Source organism: Embleya sp. NPDC008237 (assembly GCF_042956465.1).
In the GTDB taxonomy this organism is placed as follows: domain Bacteria; phylum Actinomycetota; class Actinomycetes; order Streptomycetales; family Streptomycetaceae; genus Embleya.
Genome location: NZ_JBIBGL010000002.1, coordinates 36,728 through 52,757 on the forward strand (window position 1 = coordinate 36,728; position 16,030 = coordinate 52,757).

General features: G+C 70.9%; 11 protein-coding genes and 1 pseudogene. 8 read left to right on the top strand and 4 right to left on the bottom strand.

Features of this window, described 5'->3' with window-relative positions; all coding sequences use genetic code 11:
• Positions 1–73 precede the first annotated feature (73 nt).
• The 3 genes from thpR (at position 74) to ACFZBU_RS03660 (ending at position 4,113) form a co-directional block, all read left to right on the top strand.
• The gene (gene thpR / locus ACFZBU_RS03650) at positions 74–661 is read left to right on the top strand and encodes an RNA 2',3'-cyclic phosphodiesterase (RefSeq protein ID WP_391581826.1); all 588 of its coding nucleotides are present in this window, start codon (positions 74–76) and stop codon (positions 659–661) included.
• 598 nt (positions 662–1,259) lie between these two features.
• The gene (locus tag ACFZBU_RS03655; RefSeq protein ID WP_391581827.1) at positions 1,260–2,075 is read left to right on the top strand and encodes an alpha/beta fold hydrolase; all 816 of its coding nucleotides are present in this window, start codon (positions 1,260–1,262) and stop codon (positions 2,073–2,075) included.
• Positions 2,076–3,369: 1,294 nt separating this feature from the next.
• Positions 3,370–4,113 carry a hypothetical protein gene (locus ACFZBU_RS03660; protein ID WP_391581828.1) on the top strand — a complete coding sequence of 248 codons (744 nt, stop codon included), beginning with the start codon at positions 3,370–3,372 and terminating at the stop codon, positions 4,111–4,113.
• A gap of 311 nt (positions 4,114–4,424) precedes the next feature.
• Here ACFZBU_RS03660 and ACFZBU_RS03665 read toward each other — a convergent pair whose 3' ends face one another.
• Positions 4,425–6,644 (bottom strand): NADP-dependent isocitrate dehydrogenase, encoded by a 2,220-nt coding sequence (locus tag ACFZBU_RS03665; RefSeq protein WP_391581829.1) that lies wholly within the window; start codon positions 6,642–6,644, stop codon positions 4,425–4,427.
• Between the two features lie 256 nt (positions 6,645–6,900).
• Complete coding sequence (locus ACFZBU_RS03670) at positions 6,901–8,397, bottom strand: MFS transporter (protein WP_391581830.1); 1,497 nt, start codon at positions 8,395–8,397, stop codon at positions 6,901–6,903.
• 292 nt (positions 8,398–8,689) lie between these two features.
• Here ACFZBU_RS03670 and ACFZBU_RS03675 point away from each other — a divergent pair, with 292 nt between their 5' ends.
• On the top strand, positions 8,690–9,280 hold the full coding sequence (locus tag ACFZBU_RS03675; RefSeq protein ID WP_391581831.1) for a TetR/AcrR family transcriptional regulator: 591 nt from the start codon (positions 8,690–8,692) through the stop codon (positions 9,278–9,280).
• A gap of 127 nt (positions 9,281–9,407) precedes the next feature.
• On the opposite strand, the gene ACFZBU_RS03680 is transcribed toward ACFZBU_RS03675, so the two are convergent.
• Positions 9,408–10,529 carry a glycerophosphodiester phosphodiesterase gene (locus ACFZBU_RS03680; protein WP_391581832.1) on the bottom strand — a complete coding sequence of 374 codons (1,122 nt, stop codon included), beginning with the start codon at positions 10,527–10,529 and terminating at the stop codon, positions 9,408–9,410.
• A gap of 469 nt (positions 10,530–10,998) precedes the next feature.
• Entirely contained in the window at positions 10,999–12,099 is a 1,101-nt protein-coding gene (locus ACFZBU_RS03685) for a saccharopine dehydrogenase family protein (RefSeq protein WP_391581833.1), read from the bottom strand.
• A 666-nt stretch (positions 12,100–12,765) separates the two neighbouring features.
• On the opposite strand from ACFZBU_RS03685, the gene ACFZBU_RS03690 reads away from it, so the two are divergent.
• The 4 genes and pseudogenes from ACFZBU_RS03690 (at position 12,766) to ACFZBU_RS03705 (ending at position 15,932) form a co-directional block, all read left to right on the top strand.
• The gene (locus ACFZBU_RS03690) at positions 12,766–14,166 is read left to right on the top strand and encodes a M1 family metallopeptidase (protein ID WP_391581834.1); all 1,401 of its coding nucleotides are present in this window, start codon (positions 12,766–12,768) and stop codon (positions 14,164–14,166) included.
• A gap of 189 nt (positions 14,167–14,355) precedes the next feature.
• A pseudogene (locus ACFZBU_RS03695) lies at positions 14,356–14,589 on the top strand (FAD-dependent monooxygenase); the annotation flags it as partial.
• Between the two features lie 40 nt (positions 14,590–14,629).
• Positions 14,630–14,722: a hypothetical protein gene (locus ACFZBU_RS03700; protein WP_391582436.1), complete on the top strand. Its 93-nt coding sequence runs from the start codon at positions 14,630–14,632 to the stop codon at positions 14,720–14,722.
• A 745-nt stretch (positions 14,723–15,467) separates the two neighbouring features.
• Complete coding sequence (locus ACFZBU_RS03705) at positions 15,468–15,932, top strand: winged helix-turn-helix domain-containing protein (protein ID WP_391581835.1); 465 nt, start codon at positions 15,468–15,470, stop codon at positions 15,930–15,932.
• Positions 15,933–16,030 lie beyond the last annotated feature (98 nt).

Here is a 16,030-nt window from a genome sequence, read left to right on the forward strand (position 1 = left end):
CGGGATCGGCCGACTTCCCGGCCCCGGTGGGCCGGCACGCGCCGGGCGGCGGTGATGCGGTACGAAATCACCTGTGAACGACGATGCCCCGACCCCGCCCCGGACCGTACGACTGTTCGTGGCGCTGGCCCCGCCGGACGATGCCAAGGACGAATTGGCCCGGGCGCTGCGGCCGGTCCACGCCGCGCATCCCCGGCTGCGCTGGAACCGGATCGAGGACTGGCACATCACGCTGGCCTTCCTCGGCGAGGTGCCGGTCGACGTGGTCGAAACGCTGCGCGCACCACTGGCCGAGGTCGCCGCCGTGACCCGGCCGGTCGGCCTGGAACTGCGCGGCGCAGGGCAGTTCGACGAGCGGGTGTTGTGGAGTGGCGTATACGGCGAACGGGACGCGCTGCACACCCTGGCCGACGCGGTTCGCGGCGTGATCCGGGCGGGCGGCGTCGCGTTGGCGGACCGGCCGCTGCGGGCACACCTGACGCTGGCCCGGGCCCGCCGGGACAACCCCGACGGCATCGCGGCCGCCGCCCGCGAACTGGCCGGTTTCGTCGGCCGCCGCTGGTCGGCCCGGCGATTGCATCTGGTCGGCAGCAACTTCGGCCGCGGCCCCGGCCCGATCCACTACCGCGACGTCGACTCCTGGCCGCTCACCGGCCGTTGACGGGCTGCCGGCGCGCGGGTGGTCGGCTCGGCATGGCGCGGGGATGGGGATCCGAGCAACTCCCTTGCCGTCCTGGCCCGCACGGCTGGTCGTGGCCACTCGATGGGGCGGCTTCGGCGCAGCTGAGGTGCGCCGCCGAGTACTACGGCCGCTGCGCCTCGGTCGGCGCCCACGCCGGCTCGGCCGGCCTTCGCCTCAACGGCGGTACCGTCGGCCACCGGGCGCGGCACGAGGATCCGTCGGCCACGGGCCGGCCGAACTCGCCACCGGAGTCGCGCCTTCCGCCGGCCGGGGGCACGCACTGCGCCTTCCCGCACCGCGCCTTCCGCCCACCGGTGGCGGCGCGGTGCGCTTCGGTCGGGCCGGGCCGCGTGGCGCCGCGTCGTATCCGGCGGGCCGGTGGGCGCACTCCGCGTGGTCGACGAACTTCGACGATCCTGTCGATCGGGCCCCCTCCCGTTCGTCGTCATGGTGAGGGAGCGGGAGAGCCGCCTCCGTGAACCGGTTCGAGCGGGCATCTTCGCCCCGTCCGAGTCTCGTCCGAGTCTCGTCCGAGCCCCGTCCGAGCCCCGTCCGAGCCCTGTCCGAGGAGGACACCATGACCACGAGCCTTTCCGTCGCGACCGGCACCCTCGAGGTTCCCGGTGCACGTCTGCACTACGAGGTGCGTGGCACCGGCCCGCTGATCGCCCTCGTCGGGGCTCCGATGGATGCCGCCGCCTTTGCGCCGGTGGCCGACCTGCTCGCCGACCACACCGTGGCCACCATGGACCCCAGGGGCATCAACCGGAGCCCGGTCGACGACCCCGACCAGGACTCGACTCCGGAACTGCGCGCCGACGACCTGTCCCGGCTCATCGCCCACCTGAACCTCGGGCCGGCCGCCGTCCTGGGCTCCAGCGGTGGGGCCGTCACCGCTCTGGCCCTCGCGCAGACCCGACCCGACCTGGTGCACACCGTCGTCGCCCACGAGCCGCCCCTGATCGAACTCCTCGACGATCGCGAGCGCCTCCACGCCGGAACCGACGACATCATCGCCACCCGCCTCGCCGGCGACGTCACCGGCGCGTGGGCGAAATTCATGGCGCAGGCCAACATCGTGCTGCCCGACGGCGCGATCGAAGGCATGTTCGGGGGCGAACGCGCGGCGAACGAGATCGCGGACGAACTCCGTTGGTTCGGGCACGAGTTGCGTCCCACCACGCATTGGCGGCCGGACCTGACCACACTGCGGTCGGTGCCCACACGCATCATCGTCGGCATCGGTGACGCCTCCGCGGGACAACTCTGCGACCGCACCTCCCGGGCCCTCGCCGGCATGCTCGGCGGCGAACCGGTCCTCTTCCCCGGCGACCACACGGGCTTCGTCGACGACCCCACAGGGTTCACCGCCCGCCTGCGCGAGGTGCTGTAGCCCACCGGCCCACGTCTCGACCTCCACGGCCTGTCCTCGATCCTGCGTCGGGTTCCTCGGCGCCCGGTGCCGTGCATCCGGGTGCCGGGGAGACACGGGCGGCGAGTGCCGTGAGTGCGGTGAGCGCGGCGAGTGCGGCGAGTGCAGCGAGGCCGGTGAATCCCACGTCTCCTACGACAGCACGGCCCGATCGGTTCCGGATCGATCCATGCGTCCTGTCCGGATTCCGACCACGTCGTAATACGCCGAAAGCATGAAACATAACGAGCGTTATGCGACCGACGGGCCGTTCTCGGTAGAGTGCCGATGACAGCAGCCGTCGCCATGCCCGGTGGCGGCGGCTAATCCTGCACTCTATCGGGCATCGGAACCGCCGTGGAGCACGCCCCGTCGCCACCTTGGCGGGTATCCGGTCGAAGAGGATGTTTCCATTTCTTCCACCTCTTCCACCTCTTCCATTCCTTCTACTTCTTCCATTGCCGACGCGCTCCTTGGCGACGGTTTGATGGCACGCGTGCGCCGGAACTGGCGCAGGCGAAAAAGAGGGCGAATATCACCCGCGGCATCAGGTGGAGGCATGTGGCCGCCGGCGGTGGCATGCCGTCTCGACGACCCGGTTTCCGGCCTGCCCGTCCGTGCCGAAGAACGCGAAGTGGGCGATCGGGTCGCTGCGGCGGCGGCGACCCGACCGGTCATTGTCCCGAGTGAACCGGTCACTGCCACCCGGGGTCCCGGACGATCGCTTGGACATCGACAGCGGCAGGAGAAATCCGGCAACGCCTCCGAAAGCATTCGCCGGCCGGGCGAACGTACGCCACCCCGCACACCCCGTGAACCGCCCTCTCCAAAGGGCGAAGCCTCGTCTGGCCGTACTCATGAAAACGCGCGCGGGGCCGACAAAGGCAGGGACGCCGGAAATCATCAGCCATACGGCCCACATCCGTTTCGAGGGTGTGCATCGTTTCCCCGAGCGTGACCCTCCACGCATCTTCCGTTTTCACTTTCCCCGCCACCATCACCAGACGTTCGTTTCCACTGGGAGACTGGGTTCTCATCCCCCGCGCGACCACCTTCCTCAACCGGTCGCCACACGCGCATCTCGTGCGGTCGGGGGAATGCGTCCGCCTTCGCCATTGCTCCGCCGAGGTGGAGCACTTTGCCCTGACGATGGCTTTGCTCGGTGCCGCGTTCTCGCGCCGCCTCGACGACATTTTGAGCAACCGATAGCCGCGCCGCCCCGAAATTCTCGGCGCCGGTTCAGAGTGCTCATCGCACATCGCAACGAGTGAGGCACATGTACGACGGCTTCGGACCCGACCTCTCCCGCTCCTCCGCCAACCCGGTACCGCACGGCAAGGTTTCCCCGCCTCTCGACCCCGAGGAATGGCCCACGGTCGAAACGCACGCATCACTCGACGCTCATTCCGCGTCGGTCCCGGCGGAGGAGTGGCGCTTCGAGGCGGAACTCGCCCGTCTCCTGGAACAACCCGCGCCGCATGCCCCCTCAGCCATCACCGAGGGGCTTCCCGCTCGTGGGATCGGACCTCCCGCCGGCCACCGCCGCCGCACCCCGACAACCCCCGAATCGTCCCGGCCACCGGCCACCGGCGCAGCGATACTGGATCGGCTCAGCCACACCATGGTCGCGGCCACCATCGCCCTGGTCGCCACGATCAGCCTGCTCGGCGCGGCCGTCACCCTGGAACCACTGCGTCACGCCGCCCCCACCGGACACGGCCCTGCCCGTTGGTGGCCCGTTCTCGTCCACGGCCCCTGGATCGTGGCCTGCCTGTCGATCCTGCGCTCCAGCCTCCACCACCACAGGGCGGTGCACTCCTGGATCGTGGCCATCACCTTCGCCGGGCTGTCCATGGCGCTCGCCGTCACCGACGCGCCCAAGAACCTTCACGGCATCGTCGCCGCCGGCCTCCCGGCCGTCGCCATGACCGCATGCCTGCACCAACTCGTCCGCCAGATCACCCTCACCCGACCACCTCGACGAACCAACCGGAGTCCCCGCCACCACCCCCGCCTGTGACCGATCGACTCGGGCTCGTCGCCGGCCGGCACTCACGCGTACCCACCGCGCACCGGCGCCGGTCCCGAACCGGGTGAGGGCTGCCGGTAGGCCGGGTGCCTGCAACGGGACGCACGGAAGCCGGGATTTTCCGCCCTGCGCGACTCCGGCGCCGCCCACGGACGGGTCGGCCCACACAGGCGGGGATGTCCCGGCCCGGCGACGTGACGGCGGTGGCGTGGCCCCTGGCCCGGCGAGCCTGCCTGACCCGAGGCCCGCAACGCCGAACCGCCCCGGCCGACAACACACTCGGCCGGGGCGGTTCGAAGGGGTCAGCTCAGCGAGGCCAGGGCCTCGTTGAAGGTGGCCGACGGGCGCATCACGGCCGACGCCTTGGCCGGGTCGGGACGGTAGTAGCCGCCGATGTCGGCGGGCGAGCCCTGTACCGCGATCAGTTCGGCGACGATCGTCTCCTCCTGCTCGGACAACGTCCGGGCCAGACCCGCGAACGCCTCGGCGAGCGCGGCGTCCTTGGTCTGCGCGGCCAACTCCTGGGCCCAGTACAGCGCCAGGTAGAAGTGGCTGCCCCGGTTGTCGATGCCACCGAGCCGACGGCTGGGCGACTTGTCGTTGTCCAGGAAGGTGCCGGTGGCGCGGTCGAGCGTGTCGGCCAGCACCTGGGCGCGGGCGTTGCCCACGGACTGCGCGAGGTGCTCGAAGCTGACCGCGAGGGCGAGGAACTCGCCCAGGCTGTCCCAGCGCAGGTAGTTCTCCTTGACCAGCTGCTGCACGTGCTTGGGCGCCGAGCCGCCGGCGCCGGTCTCGAACAGGCCGCCGCCGTCCATGAGCGGGACGACCGAGAGCATCTTCGCGCTCGTGCCCAGCTCCAGGATCGGGAACAGGTCGGTGAGGTAGTCGCGCAGCACGTTGCCGGTGACCGAGATGGTGTCCTCGCCGCGACGGATGCGCTCGAGCGAGAACGCGGTCGCCTCGACCGGCGACATGATCTCGATCCGCAGACCCTCGGTGTCGTGCTCGGGCAGGTACTCCTCGACCTTCGCGATCAGGTTCGCGTCGTGCGCGCGGCCCTCGTCCAGCCAGAACACCGCCGGGCTGCCGGTCGCGCGGGCGCGCGAGACGGCCAGCTTGACCCAGTCCCTGATCGGCAGGTCCTTGGTCTGGCACATCCGGAAGATGTCACCCGCGCCGACGACCTGCTCCAGGACCACGGTGCCCGCGCCGTCGACGACCCGCACGGTGCCGGTGGTCGCGATCTCGAAGGTCTTGTCGTGGCTGCCGTACTCCTCGGCCTTCTGCGCCATCAGACCGACGTTGGGCACCGAGCCCATCGTGGCCGGGTCGTACGCGCCGTTGGCCCGGCAGTCGTCGATGACGACCTGGTAGACGCCGGCGTAGCTGCTGTCCGGCAGCACGGCCAGGGTGTCGGCCTCGTTGCCGTCCGGGCCCCACATGTGGCCGGAGGTACGGATCATGGCCGGCATCGAGGCGTCCACGATGACGTCGCTGGGCACGTGCAGGTTGGTGATGCCCCGGTCCGAGTCGACCATCGCCAGGGCCGGCCCGGCGGCCAGCTCGGCGTCGAAGGACTCCTTGATCTTGGCGCCCTCGGGCAGCGACTCCAGGCCCTTGAGGATCCCGCCGAGACCGTCGTTGGGGCTCAGGCCGGCCGCCGCGAGCGCCTCGCCGTGCTCGGCGAACGTCTGCGGGAAGAAGGCGCGGACCGCGTGCCCGAAGATGATCGGGTCGGAGACCTTCATCATGGTGGCCTTCAGGTGCACCGAAAGCAGCACACCCTCGGCCTTGGCCCGGGCCACCTGCGCGGCGAGGAACTCGCGCAGCGGCGCCGCGCGCATCACCGAGGCGTCCACGACCTCGCCCGCGAGCACGGGTACCGACTCGCGCAGCACGGTGGTGCTGCCGTCGTCGCCCACCAGCTCGATGCGCAGCGAGCCCGGCTCGGCGATCACCGCGGACTTCTCGGTCGAGCGGAAGTCGTCGGCGGTCATGTGCGCGACGTTGGTCTTCGAGTCCGCGGTCCAGGCACCCATGCGGTGCGGGTGCGCCCGGACGTAGTTCTTGACCGACGCGGGGGCGCGGCGGTCCGAGTTGCCCTCGCGCAGGACCGGGTTGACCGCGCTGCCCAGCGTCTTGCCGTAGCGGGCCCGGACGTCCTTGTCCTCGTCGGTCTTGGGGTCGTCCGGGTAGTCCGGCAGCGCGTAGCCCTGCTCCTGGAGCTCGGCGATGGCCGCCTTGAGCTGCGGGATCGAGGCCGAGATGTTCGGCAGCTTGATGATGTTGGCCTCGGGCGTCTTGGCCAGCTCGCCGAGCTCGGCAAGCGCGTCCTCGATGCGCTGCTCGGCCTTCAGGTGCTCCGGGAAGTGCGCGATGATCCGCCCGGCCAGGGAGATGTCACGGGTCTCCACCTTGACCCCGGCCGTCGCCGCGTACGCCTGGACCACGGGCAGGAACGAATACGTCGCCAGGGCCGGGGCCTCGTCGGTGTGCGTATAGATGATGGTCGGGTCAGTCACAGGATGCTCCGCTCCATGTCCGCAACATTGCTCGACATCAAGATATCTTGCGGCGGATCCCTGCGCGTCGCGGCCCCGGGCCGGACACTCGGCGAGCCGACCCGTCCCGGGGCCGCCGTGCCACGCCGTTCGCGTACGGACGGCGGGTCACTCCGGCGGTGCCGTGCCGGGCCGCTCCGGACCGGAGTCGGGCGGCGTGGCGAGGCGCTGTGCTACCGGGTCTCGGGCTGCGGCGGGCCTCGGTCGCCGGTGGTGATCAGGTCGGGCGTTCGGCGGTCGAGCGTTCGGGAGCCGGGCGGGCCGGCCGGATCACCAGGACGGATACGGCGAGGGCGCAGAGTGCGAAGACCGCTGCGCCGACGGTCGCGCCGGCGATGCCTTCGGTGAGTGCGTGGCGGGCGCTCTGCTCGGGATTCGTGCCGGTCGGCGGGTGCTGCGCGGCGTCCCTGCTCGCGGCGTTGGAGACGGCGGCCAGGATGGCCAGGCCCAGGCTCGCACCGACCTGCTGGAGGGCCTGGAGCAGCCCGGAGGCGGCGCCCGCGTCCGCGGCCGGGACCTCGGACAGGATGATCAGGTTCAGCGGCATGAAGCTCAGTCCCGAGCCGATGCCGAACAGGATCATCGGCCCGAGCACCGCGCCGGCGTAGCCGGCGGTGTCGTCGATACGGGTCAGCCACAGGATGCCGGCGGCGACCAGGACTCCGCCCAGGACCAGGATCGGCTTGGCGCCGAATCGGGGCAGCAGCACGGGTGTTGCCCGGGCGCAGGCGAATTGGCACAGGGCCATCGGCAGGAACGCGCAACCGGCCTCGAACGGGCTGAGGTTCAGCACGTTCTGGAGGAACTGGGTGAGGAAGAAGAACATCGCGAACATGGTGGCGGGCAGCAGCAGCATGTTCAGGTAGGCGCCGGCCCGGTTGCGGTGCGCGAGCAGGCGCAGCGGGGTGATCGGCTGGACCGCCCTCGTCTCGATCGCGACGAACGCGCCGAGCAGCACACCGGCCGAGGCCAGCGCGCCGAGGGCGATGCCGTCGCCCCAGCCGTGTGCGGCGGCGCGGATGCACCCGTAGACCAGCAGGACCATGCCCGCGGTCGAGGTCAGCGCACCCGGGACGTCGAACCGGCCGGGGTGGCGCTCGGGTTGGCGGATGTGCCGCGGGGCCAGGACGAGGATGGCGATGCCGATCGGCACGTTGACGAACAACACCGCGCGCCAGGATGTGGTGTCGGTGAGCAGGCCGCCGCAGACCAGGCCGAAGGCCAGCCCCGCGCCGGAGACCGCCGAGTAGATGCCCAACGCCCTGGCCCGGGCCGGACCTTCGAAGTTGGTGTTGAGCAGTGCGAGGGTGCCGGGGGCGGCGAACGCGGCGCCCACCCCCTGGACGGCCCGGGCGGCGAGCAACATGCCTGCGGAGTCGGCGAATCCGCCGACCAGTGAGGCGACGGTGAACAGTGCGATGCCGGCGAGGAACACGCGCCGACGGCCGAGGATGTCCCCCGCCCGGCCGCCCAGCAGGAGCAGCCCGCCGAAGGCGAGCGTGTACGCGTTGATGATCCAGGTCAGGCCGGTGGGCGAGAAGCCCAGGGCGCGGCGCATGTCGGGCAGGGCGATGTTCACGATGGTGGCGTCCAGGACGACCATGAGTTGGCAGGCCAGGATGACGGCCAGCGCGAGGCCGGGGCGGGGTGTGCGCGGCTCGCCGGGTGGGGCGGGCGGGGCGGTAGAGGTACCTGATGCGGGTGAAGTGGACATGGTGCCCCCGTGGAATAAGCGGAGAGTGTCTCGACTTAAAATACGGAGAGAGTCTCGACTTTTCAATCGGCAGGCAACTCGCGGACCGGGGAGGGTGGTTCGGGTTGGGCTGGGCAGGGTCGGTCTGGGCAGGGCGGGGCAGGGGAGGGCCGCGGGCCGGCCGGGGCACGGAGTGGGGACCGGGGGCGCCGCTCGCGCGGCCCGGCCTACCCTGGGGCGCGGTGGCTGACGCGGATCATCGGGCAGCCGGACGACCAGGCAATCGGGCAATCGGGCAACCAGGAGATCGGCGATGACCACTGACCGGCCGCCGGCGCGGGCGATGCGCGCGGACGCGCGGCGCAACTACGAACGGCTGATCGTCGCAGCCGGGGAGGTCTTCTCCGAGAACGGCCCGGACGCGCCGCTGGACGACATCGTGCGTCGGGCCGGAGTCAGCCCCGGCACGCTCTACCGCAACTTCCCGACCCGGCACGCCCTGCTGGAAGCGGTGTTCCACGACGGCGTGGAGGGGCTGTGCGGCGAGGCGCAGGAACTGCTCGGCGCGTCGGTGCCGGAGGAGGCGTTGGCTCGCTGGCTGCGTTCGGTGATCGCCTACGCGACCACCTATCGAGGGCTGGCGGCGTCGCTGATGGCCACGATGGTGCACCAGGAGGACGGGACGTCCTCGTGTCACACCCGGATGCGTTCGGCCGGCGCGGCGCTGCTCCGGCGCGCCCAGCAGGCCGGTTCGGTGCGCTCGGACACCGACATCGGCGACCTGCTCAAGCTCGCCAACGGCATCGCGTGGGCGGTCGAACAGGCGCCGGGCGACGCGGGCCAGACCGACCGGCTGCTCGAGGTGATGATGAGGGGCCTGCGCACGGGTTCGACGGCGGGCTGAACTACCGTGTGAGGTAACGGAGTTCGGCGCGCGCACGAAAGGGCCCCGGGTCGCGTGGGCGAGGCGGGGCCCTTCGAGGTGGGCGGTACGACCGACCGACGGGCGGGTGGTCGGTCGTGGGTCGGACCTACGCCGGCAGGCCGGCGCGGGCGGCGACGGCGGTGTCGGGCTGGTCGGTGAAGACGCCGTCCAGGCCGAGGCCGTAGAAGAGTTCGTACTCGGACGTGATGTCGCCGCGGGCGTTCGGGTCGGCGCCGAGCCGGAAGTCCAGCGGGAGGAACTGGTTCTCCGCGCGGAACGTCCAGGCGTGCACGATCAGTCCGGCGCGGTGCGCGTCCCGGATCACCGAGGTCGGGGCGAGCAACCTGCCTGCGGCGTCACGCGGGACGATCAGGTTCTTGTTGGTGCCGATGCCGTCCGCGTAAGTGCCGATCCACTTCAGGTTCTCCGGCTTGACCAGATCCTGGTACGTGCGCGGGTCGTTCGCCACCGCGAGGTCGTACGGTCGGCCGGTGGCGTCGAGCAGCTGCACGAGCTTGACGTCGATCATCCGGTTCAGCTTGCGCAGGTTCGTGGTCTCGAAGGACTGGATGAACACCTTGTCCTTGCGGCCGGAGAGCCGGTTGTGCTCGAGCGTCTGCACCAGGGGCTCCTCCAGCGGCAGCCCGATCGACTGGAAGTAGGTCGGGTGCTTGGTCTCCGGGTACACGCCTATCGTGCGGTTCAGCCGCCGGCCCTCGGTCCGGGCCAGGTCCAGCACCTCCTGGAGGGTGGGCACCTCGAACCGGCCGTCGAACGCGGTGTTCGTGGGCCGCACCTGGGGCAGCCGCTCCTTGGCGCGCAGCGTCTTGAGCTCGGCGAGGGTGAGGTCCTCGGTGAACCAACCGGTGACCGGGGTCCCGTCGATGGTCTTGGTGGTCCTGCGTGCGGCGAACTCCGGGTGCGCGGCGATGTCCGTGGTGCCGGAGATCTCGTTCTCGTGCCGGGCGACCAGCACGCCGTCCCTGGTCGAGACCAGGTCGGGCTCGATGTAGTCGGCGCCCATCCGGATCGCCAGGCGGTAGCTCTCCAGGGTGTGTTCGGGCCGGTATCCGCTGGCACCCCGGTGGCCGATCACGATCGGGTGGGCCGAGGGCCGCGACGAGGCGCGGGACGTGTCGTCCTGGGCCGCGGCAGCGGGTACCGCGACCAGGGTCGCCAGCAGCACGCCGGCCACGCCGAGCGCGGGAAGGATACGTCGCAACGCCATCTCCTGTTCGTCCGGACGCGGCGAAACCGCGCGGCAGCACGCATCGTGCGGGCACGCCGAGTCAACCCGGATCGCCCGATGCCCCGCCAGGACGAACCCGTGGCCCGTGGATGAACCTCCGGAAAACGGCCGGGGGTGCGTCGTGTCGGTGGGGGTGTTGCGTCCGGGGGCGGGGCGGGGCGGGGCGGGGCGGGGTGAGGCGGCGGTGCGGTGATGTGGCGGTGATGTGGCGGTGACGCGTCGGCGGGTCGGCGGTGCTGCGTCGTCGTGGTGCCGCGTTGGCGGGTTGCGTGTGGTTCGGCCGGGCGGGGGCCGACCCCCGTTCGGTCCCCGTCCGGCCTTGTCCGGCCACGTTCGGCGCGGCCGGGCCGTGGTGGGCCCGACCGCCCGCTGCGGCCCGGTTCGCGACCACGCGTGGCCCGGTTCGCGGTTCGTGCCGAAGGTGTGCGCGGTCCGGGTCGTGATCCGGTCAGCGGGTGGACGCCGCCGTCGGGAGTTCGGTGAAGATCTCGAAGCGGGTCAGGTGCTCCGGGGTGAGCGCGCGCAGGAAGCTCTCGGCGGCGAACGCCTGGCCGGCCGCCACGGTGCCGGTCGCGGTGTGCGCCCCGGCGAGGATGCGCTCGACGGCCTCCACCACGATCGGCGCGGTCACCGCGTAGATGTCGCGTCCGGCGACCACCGCACGCTGCTCCCGGTCGCCGCGCCGGACGATCGCCTCGACCACATAGGTCTGCGCCGACCGGCCGTGCTCGTCGGCCGCCGAGGGCGCCGGGGTGGCCGGGTTGCGGATGTCCGTCAGCGGTGCGAGGTTCATCACCGCGCGGACCTCCGGAGTGTCCAGGTGACGCGGAATGGTGACCTGGTCGGCCGAGGAGAATTCGTTGATCTGCTGCTTCCCGAACGGCGCCGGGAACTCCCAGTCGGAGACCTCGGTCGAGTAGGAGAACGGGCTCAACCGCCCGTTGGTGAACACCATGTGCTGTCCCGCGTTGGTCTCACCGGTGAGCCGGGTGCCCGCGGTCGGCAGCCAACTGTCCAGCGCGAAGGCGAGGGTGATCTCGTCCGCGTTCGGCCAATCGCCCATGGCGACGGTGGCCAGCAGGTCGCCCAGCCCGCCGTAGAAGGCCATCGACGGCGCGAGCACGAGCCCCTGCTCCGCGGCCGGCTCGGACCGGGTGTCGAACAGCGCCACCGTCGCGGCCTGTTCGGCGGCCACGTCCAGGTAGTGCGCACCCGCGCGGATCGCCGCATCGGCCACCGGGAGCGTGGTCTCCAGGAACGGCCCCGCGCAGTTCACGACCGCCGCGACGCCGGCGAACGCACGGTCCAGCGCCTCGGGGTCGTCGGCGGCGGCGACCCACCGCGGCGCGTCCGGGTAGTCGGCACCGAAGGCGTCGAGCTTTCCCCCGTCCCGGCCGACGAGCACCACGGGGCGGCCTCTGCGGTGCAACTCCGCGACCACGAAGCGCGCCGTGTGCCCGTAGGCCCCATAGACGGCGACCGGGCGAGCCGAGGACGTGGGCGAAGTCTCGGCGGCGGCGAGCGGGTTCGAGGCGCTGTTGTCGATCATCGTTTCTCTCTCTGGAACCGGGACCCGGCCGACGGTGCGACCGAGCGGAAGGGAGTACGTGTTCATGATCCGTTGGCAACACGACCCACACCAGCGTCTGAAACGACATGGCCCGTACAGTTTCGGACACGCGACACGGACACGGACACGGACGCGTGCCCGGGCGCGAACACGCACACGGCCACGGGGGCGGACGCGACACGGGCGCGGACGCGAACACGGCTGTGCCCGTGGGCCCGGTGGATTCGGGCACTTCGAGTTCGAGGCCGCCTCGAGGGCGACTGTCACCCGGATGATTGCCTGGAGCTGGTTCATCGCCCAGGAGTTCGACCGTAGAGTGATTGCCGGCGTGCGGGTCGGGGTTCGCGTGCTTTGTATCGCTTTGTCCGCGCCCCGTTGCCGACTTGCCGCTGCGCCCTTCGTCCCTCCGTCCCTTCGTCCGTTCGCCCGTTCGTCCCTTCGATTCCTCGTCTCTTCGCCGTCGTTCGTCCGTTCTTCCTCTGTCCGACCCCTCGCCGGGTCGGATTCGTGTGTCGTGTCGCGTGGCGGCCGTGTCAGCGGCCGAGTGCGTGGGTTCGGCGCGCGGACCCGGCGACGCGTTGATCGTGTGCGCCGGCGGATCCGCCGCCACCTCGGAATGCAGCCACGACACAGGAGGCCCACGCCTTGGCTTCGAAGTTCGCTCGCCCCGTCCTCGCCCTCGTCGCGACCCCCGCGCTCGCCGCCCTGCTGATCGGCGCCGCCACCTCGGGAGGTGCCGCGACGCCCGGTGCCCCCGGCGCGGGCGACCCGTACTTCCCGCTGTCCGGCAACGGCGGGTACCACGTTGCCCACTACGGTCTCGACCTCGACTACACCCCCGAGACCAGACGGCTCGAAGGCACCGCCGACCTCGCCGTCACGACGACGCGCAAGCTGAGTTCGTTCAACCTCGACCTGTCCGGACTGACCGTGGAGAGTGTGCGGATCGACGGCAGACGGGCCGCGTTCCGCCGCGACGGCGCCGAACTCACGGTCACGCCGGCGCATGCGCTGGACAAGGGGCGCAGGTTCCATGTCGTGGTCACCTACTCGGGTGTGCCGGAGCATGTGACCGACCCCGACGGTTCGCCCGACGGGTGGATCATCCAGCCGGACGGCTCGGTATTCGTGGCCAATGAACCGCAGGGTGCGATGACCTGGTTCCCGAGTAACAGCCACCCGAGCGACAAGTCCACGTACGACGTCAAGGTGACCGTTCCCGACGGCTGGACCGCGGTGTCCAACGGTCGACTGTGCGACCAGCGCAGCCGGGCCGGCAAGACCACCTTCTCGTGGTCCGAGGCCAAGCCGATGGCCGCCTACCTGGCCACCGCGAGCATCGGCAAGTTCCAGGTCGAGCAGTACGTGACCAGGAACGGCCTGCCCGTCTACAACGCCGTGGTGCCGAGCCAGGCCGCGGCGGCCAAGCCGGTCCTGGACCAACTGCCCGCCGTGATCGAGTGGGAGAGCGGGTTGTTCGGCCGGTACCCGTTCGAGGCGGCAGGCTCCATCGTCCAGGACGCGCCCGACGTCGGCTACGCGCTGGAGACGCAGACCCGGCCGATCTACGACCGGGCCCCGAGCATCGAAACACTGGTCCACGAGACGGCGCACCAGTGGTTCGGCGACTCGGTCTCGCCGACCAAGTGGCAGGACATCTGGCTGAACGAGGGCTTCGCCACGTACGCCGAGTGGCTCTGGACCGCCGAGCACGGCGGTCTCAGCACTGCCCAGCAGTTCGCCGCCGACTACGCCCTGCCGGCCACCGACTCGCTGTGGGCCTTCCCCGCGGGCGATCCCGGCGACGGTGGCCACCTCTTCGCCAAGCCGCCCTACGAGCGCGGTGCCATGGTCCTGGAGAAGCTCCGCCAGACCGTCGGCGACCGAGACTTCTTCACCATCCTCAGGACCTGGGCCGGCGAGCACCGCTACGGCCACGGCGACAGCGCCCAGTTCATCGCCCTCAGCAAGCGAATCTCCGGCAAGAACCTCGACGCCCTCTTCGCCACCTGGCTCTACGGCCAGGGCAAGCCGGCGACCCCGTAACCCGACCTCCTCGCCGACCTCACCACATACGGTGAGGTCGGCGAGGCCACCACGACGACATGGGCAACGGCACGACCCGCCCACGGCCGGCGGATCACCGGCCACCAGGCGCGAGTGGAGATGACCGACACCGAGGGCCTGGGCATCGGCTGGAACACGACCGGGATCGGCATCCACGCACACCACCCGATGCCGGGACGGATCCTCACCGCGACGTTCGACGTACCGTCGAGCGACCCCGAAGCACCGGCCACCGCAGGGGAGTTGCGGGCGAGCGTGCGTGCCGTGTCCGGGGTGGACGTGACGGTCGTGAAGGTGCACACCGCGACCCGCTTCACCGACAATGCCCGGCAGGCGAGCTCCCACCGCAAGGGCCGGGGGCTGCCGGCGGGCGATGCGGCGCACGTGCACTCGCCGTTCGGCGGCCAGGGCTTGAAGGGCCTTGCCGGTCCGGCCCGACGGTGTGGTCGCCTGGGCCGCCCACCGGACCACCGACCCGGTCGGGCGGCTCGGGGCGGCCCGGCTCCGCTGGTTCGGCGAGCCGTCCCCGGCCTGACGGACGCGGGCCCGTGTTCGCGGGTCGACGAGAGCCCGACCCGACGTCCCCACCACTCGTTTGTCGACCCGGGGATTTCGCTCGGTGAGGCGTCGGCGAACACGGTGTGATCGGCCGTGCTATTCCACTCGGGAAATGCCGCCACGAGCGCTCGGTGAGGGTTGCGTCGAACGAAATGTGTTTAGCATCATGGCAGCGGGACAGATTGTGTCACAGTCGGCGGGTATCGCGGCGTCGACGGTACGACGTGAACGGCGCGGCGGTGGATCCGGTTTGCGTTCGTGTCTCGGAGCCGAGGAAAAACGGTTGGTCTCGGCGTCGAATCGGGCCGGTAAGTCTGCGAGTCGGCCGTGTGGGGACCCTGTTGCGGGTGCGTCTTGCCCGCCTGTCACGGGGATGGGGTCGCCGCCCGGTGGATGCGGCGCATCGCCGGGCATGGGCGCGGAGCGACATGGTATCGCAGACAAACAACAAATGCCGGGTTTGCGTGGCGAGGGACGGCGCACGGCGGGCGGGCGTATTCGTGGATTACGAATCCCGGCCCGATATACACATGTGCCCGAGTTCGGGTGCGTCGATACACGAAGGTTCGCCGACAGTCGTGGGCGAATGACGTGCCGGGCCGACTTCACCGTCTGTGAGCCCGTAATTTCCATGAGCATTCCGAAATGGTGATCATGTGGAAGTCAAGGTTTTACGATGGCCATCCGAGGCGGAAAAGCGCGCAGTGTGCAGATCGAGGGGGATGCCCTGCCTGCTGGTCCTGGAGGGCCACGGGGTGTCGGTGCCCACGGGGCTGAACGTCCTGGAGGACTGGGTCAGGCCACCGATCAGCCGGGAGGACTTCGGAGCCCGCCGTGCCGCCCTCGCGGCCAGGGCCCAGGCGGGCGCTCTGCCGTGCATCGATCGTGAGGGTGTGCTGCGGTTCGGCGGACGCCGACTGTCGTTGTCTCCGGCCGAGGCGGATCTGATGCGGGTCCTGGTGGAGTCGTTCCAGGAGGTCGTGTCCCGGGAAAGCCTGGTCCGCCGGGTGTGGCCGGGCGACTGTGCCCAGCGGCGCAACGCGCTGGACCTGCGCATCCTGCGGCTGCGCCGACGCATCGGCTCCCTGCACCTGTCCATCCGTACCGCCTGGGGTCGAGGATATCTCCTCGACATCCACGACCCGCGGGAAGGCGACCTCGTCTGGTCGAGCGCCGGCGGGCACTGACGCCCGACCCGTGACCGCGCATCGGGCACCGACGACTCACCCGTCCGTACACCGCGGATCGGGACGTGCTCCCGCTCGACGCGCATCAGGACGTGCAC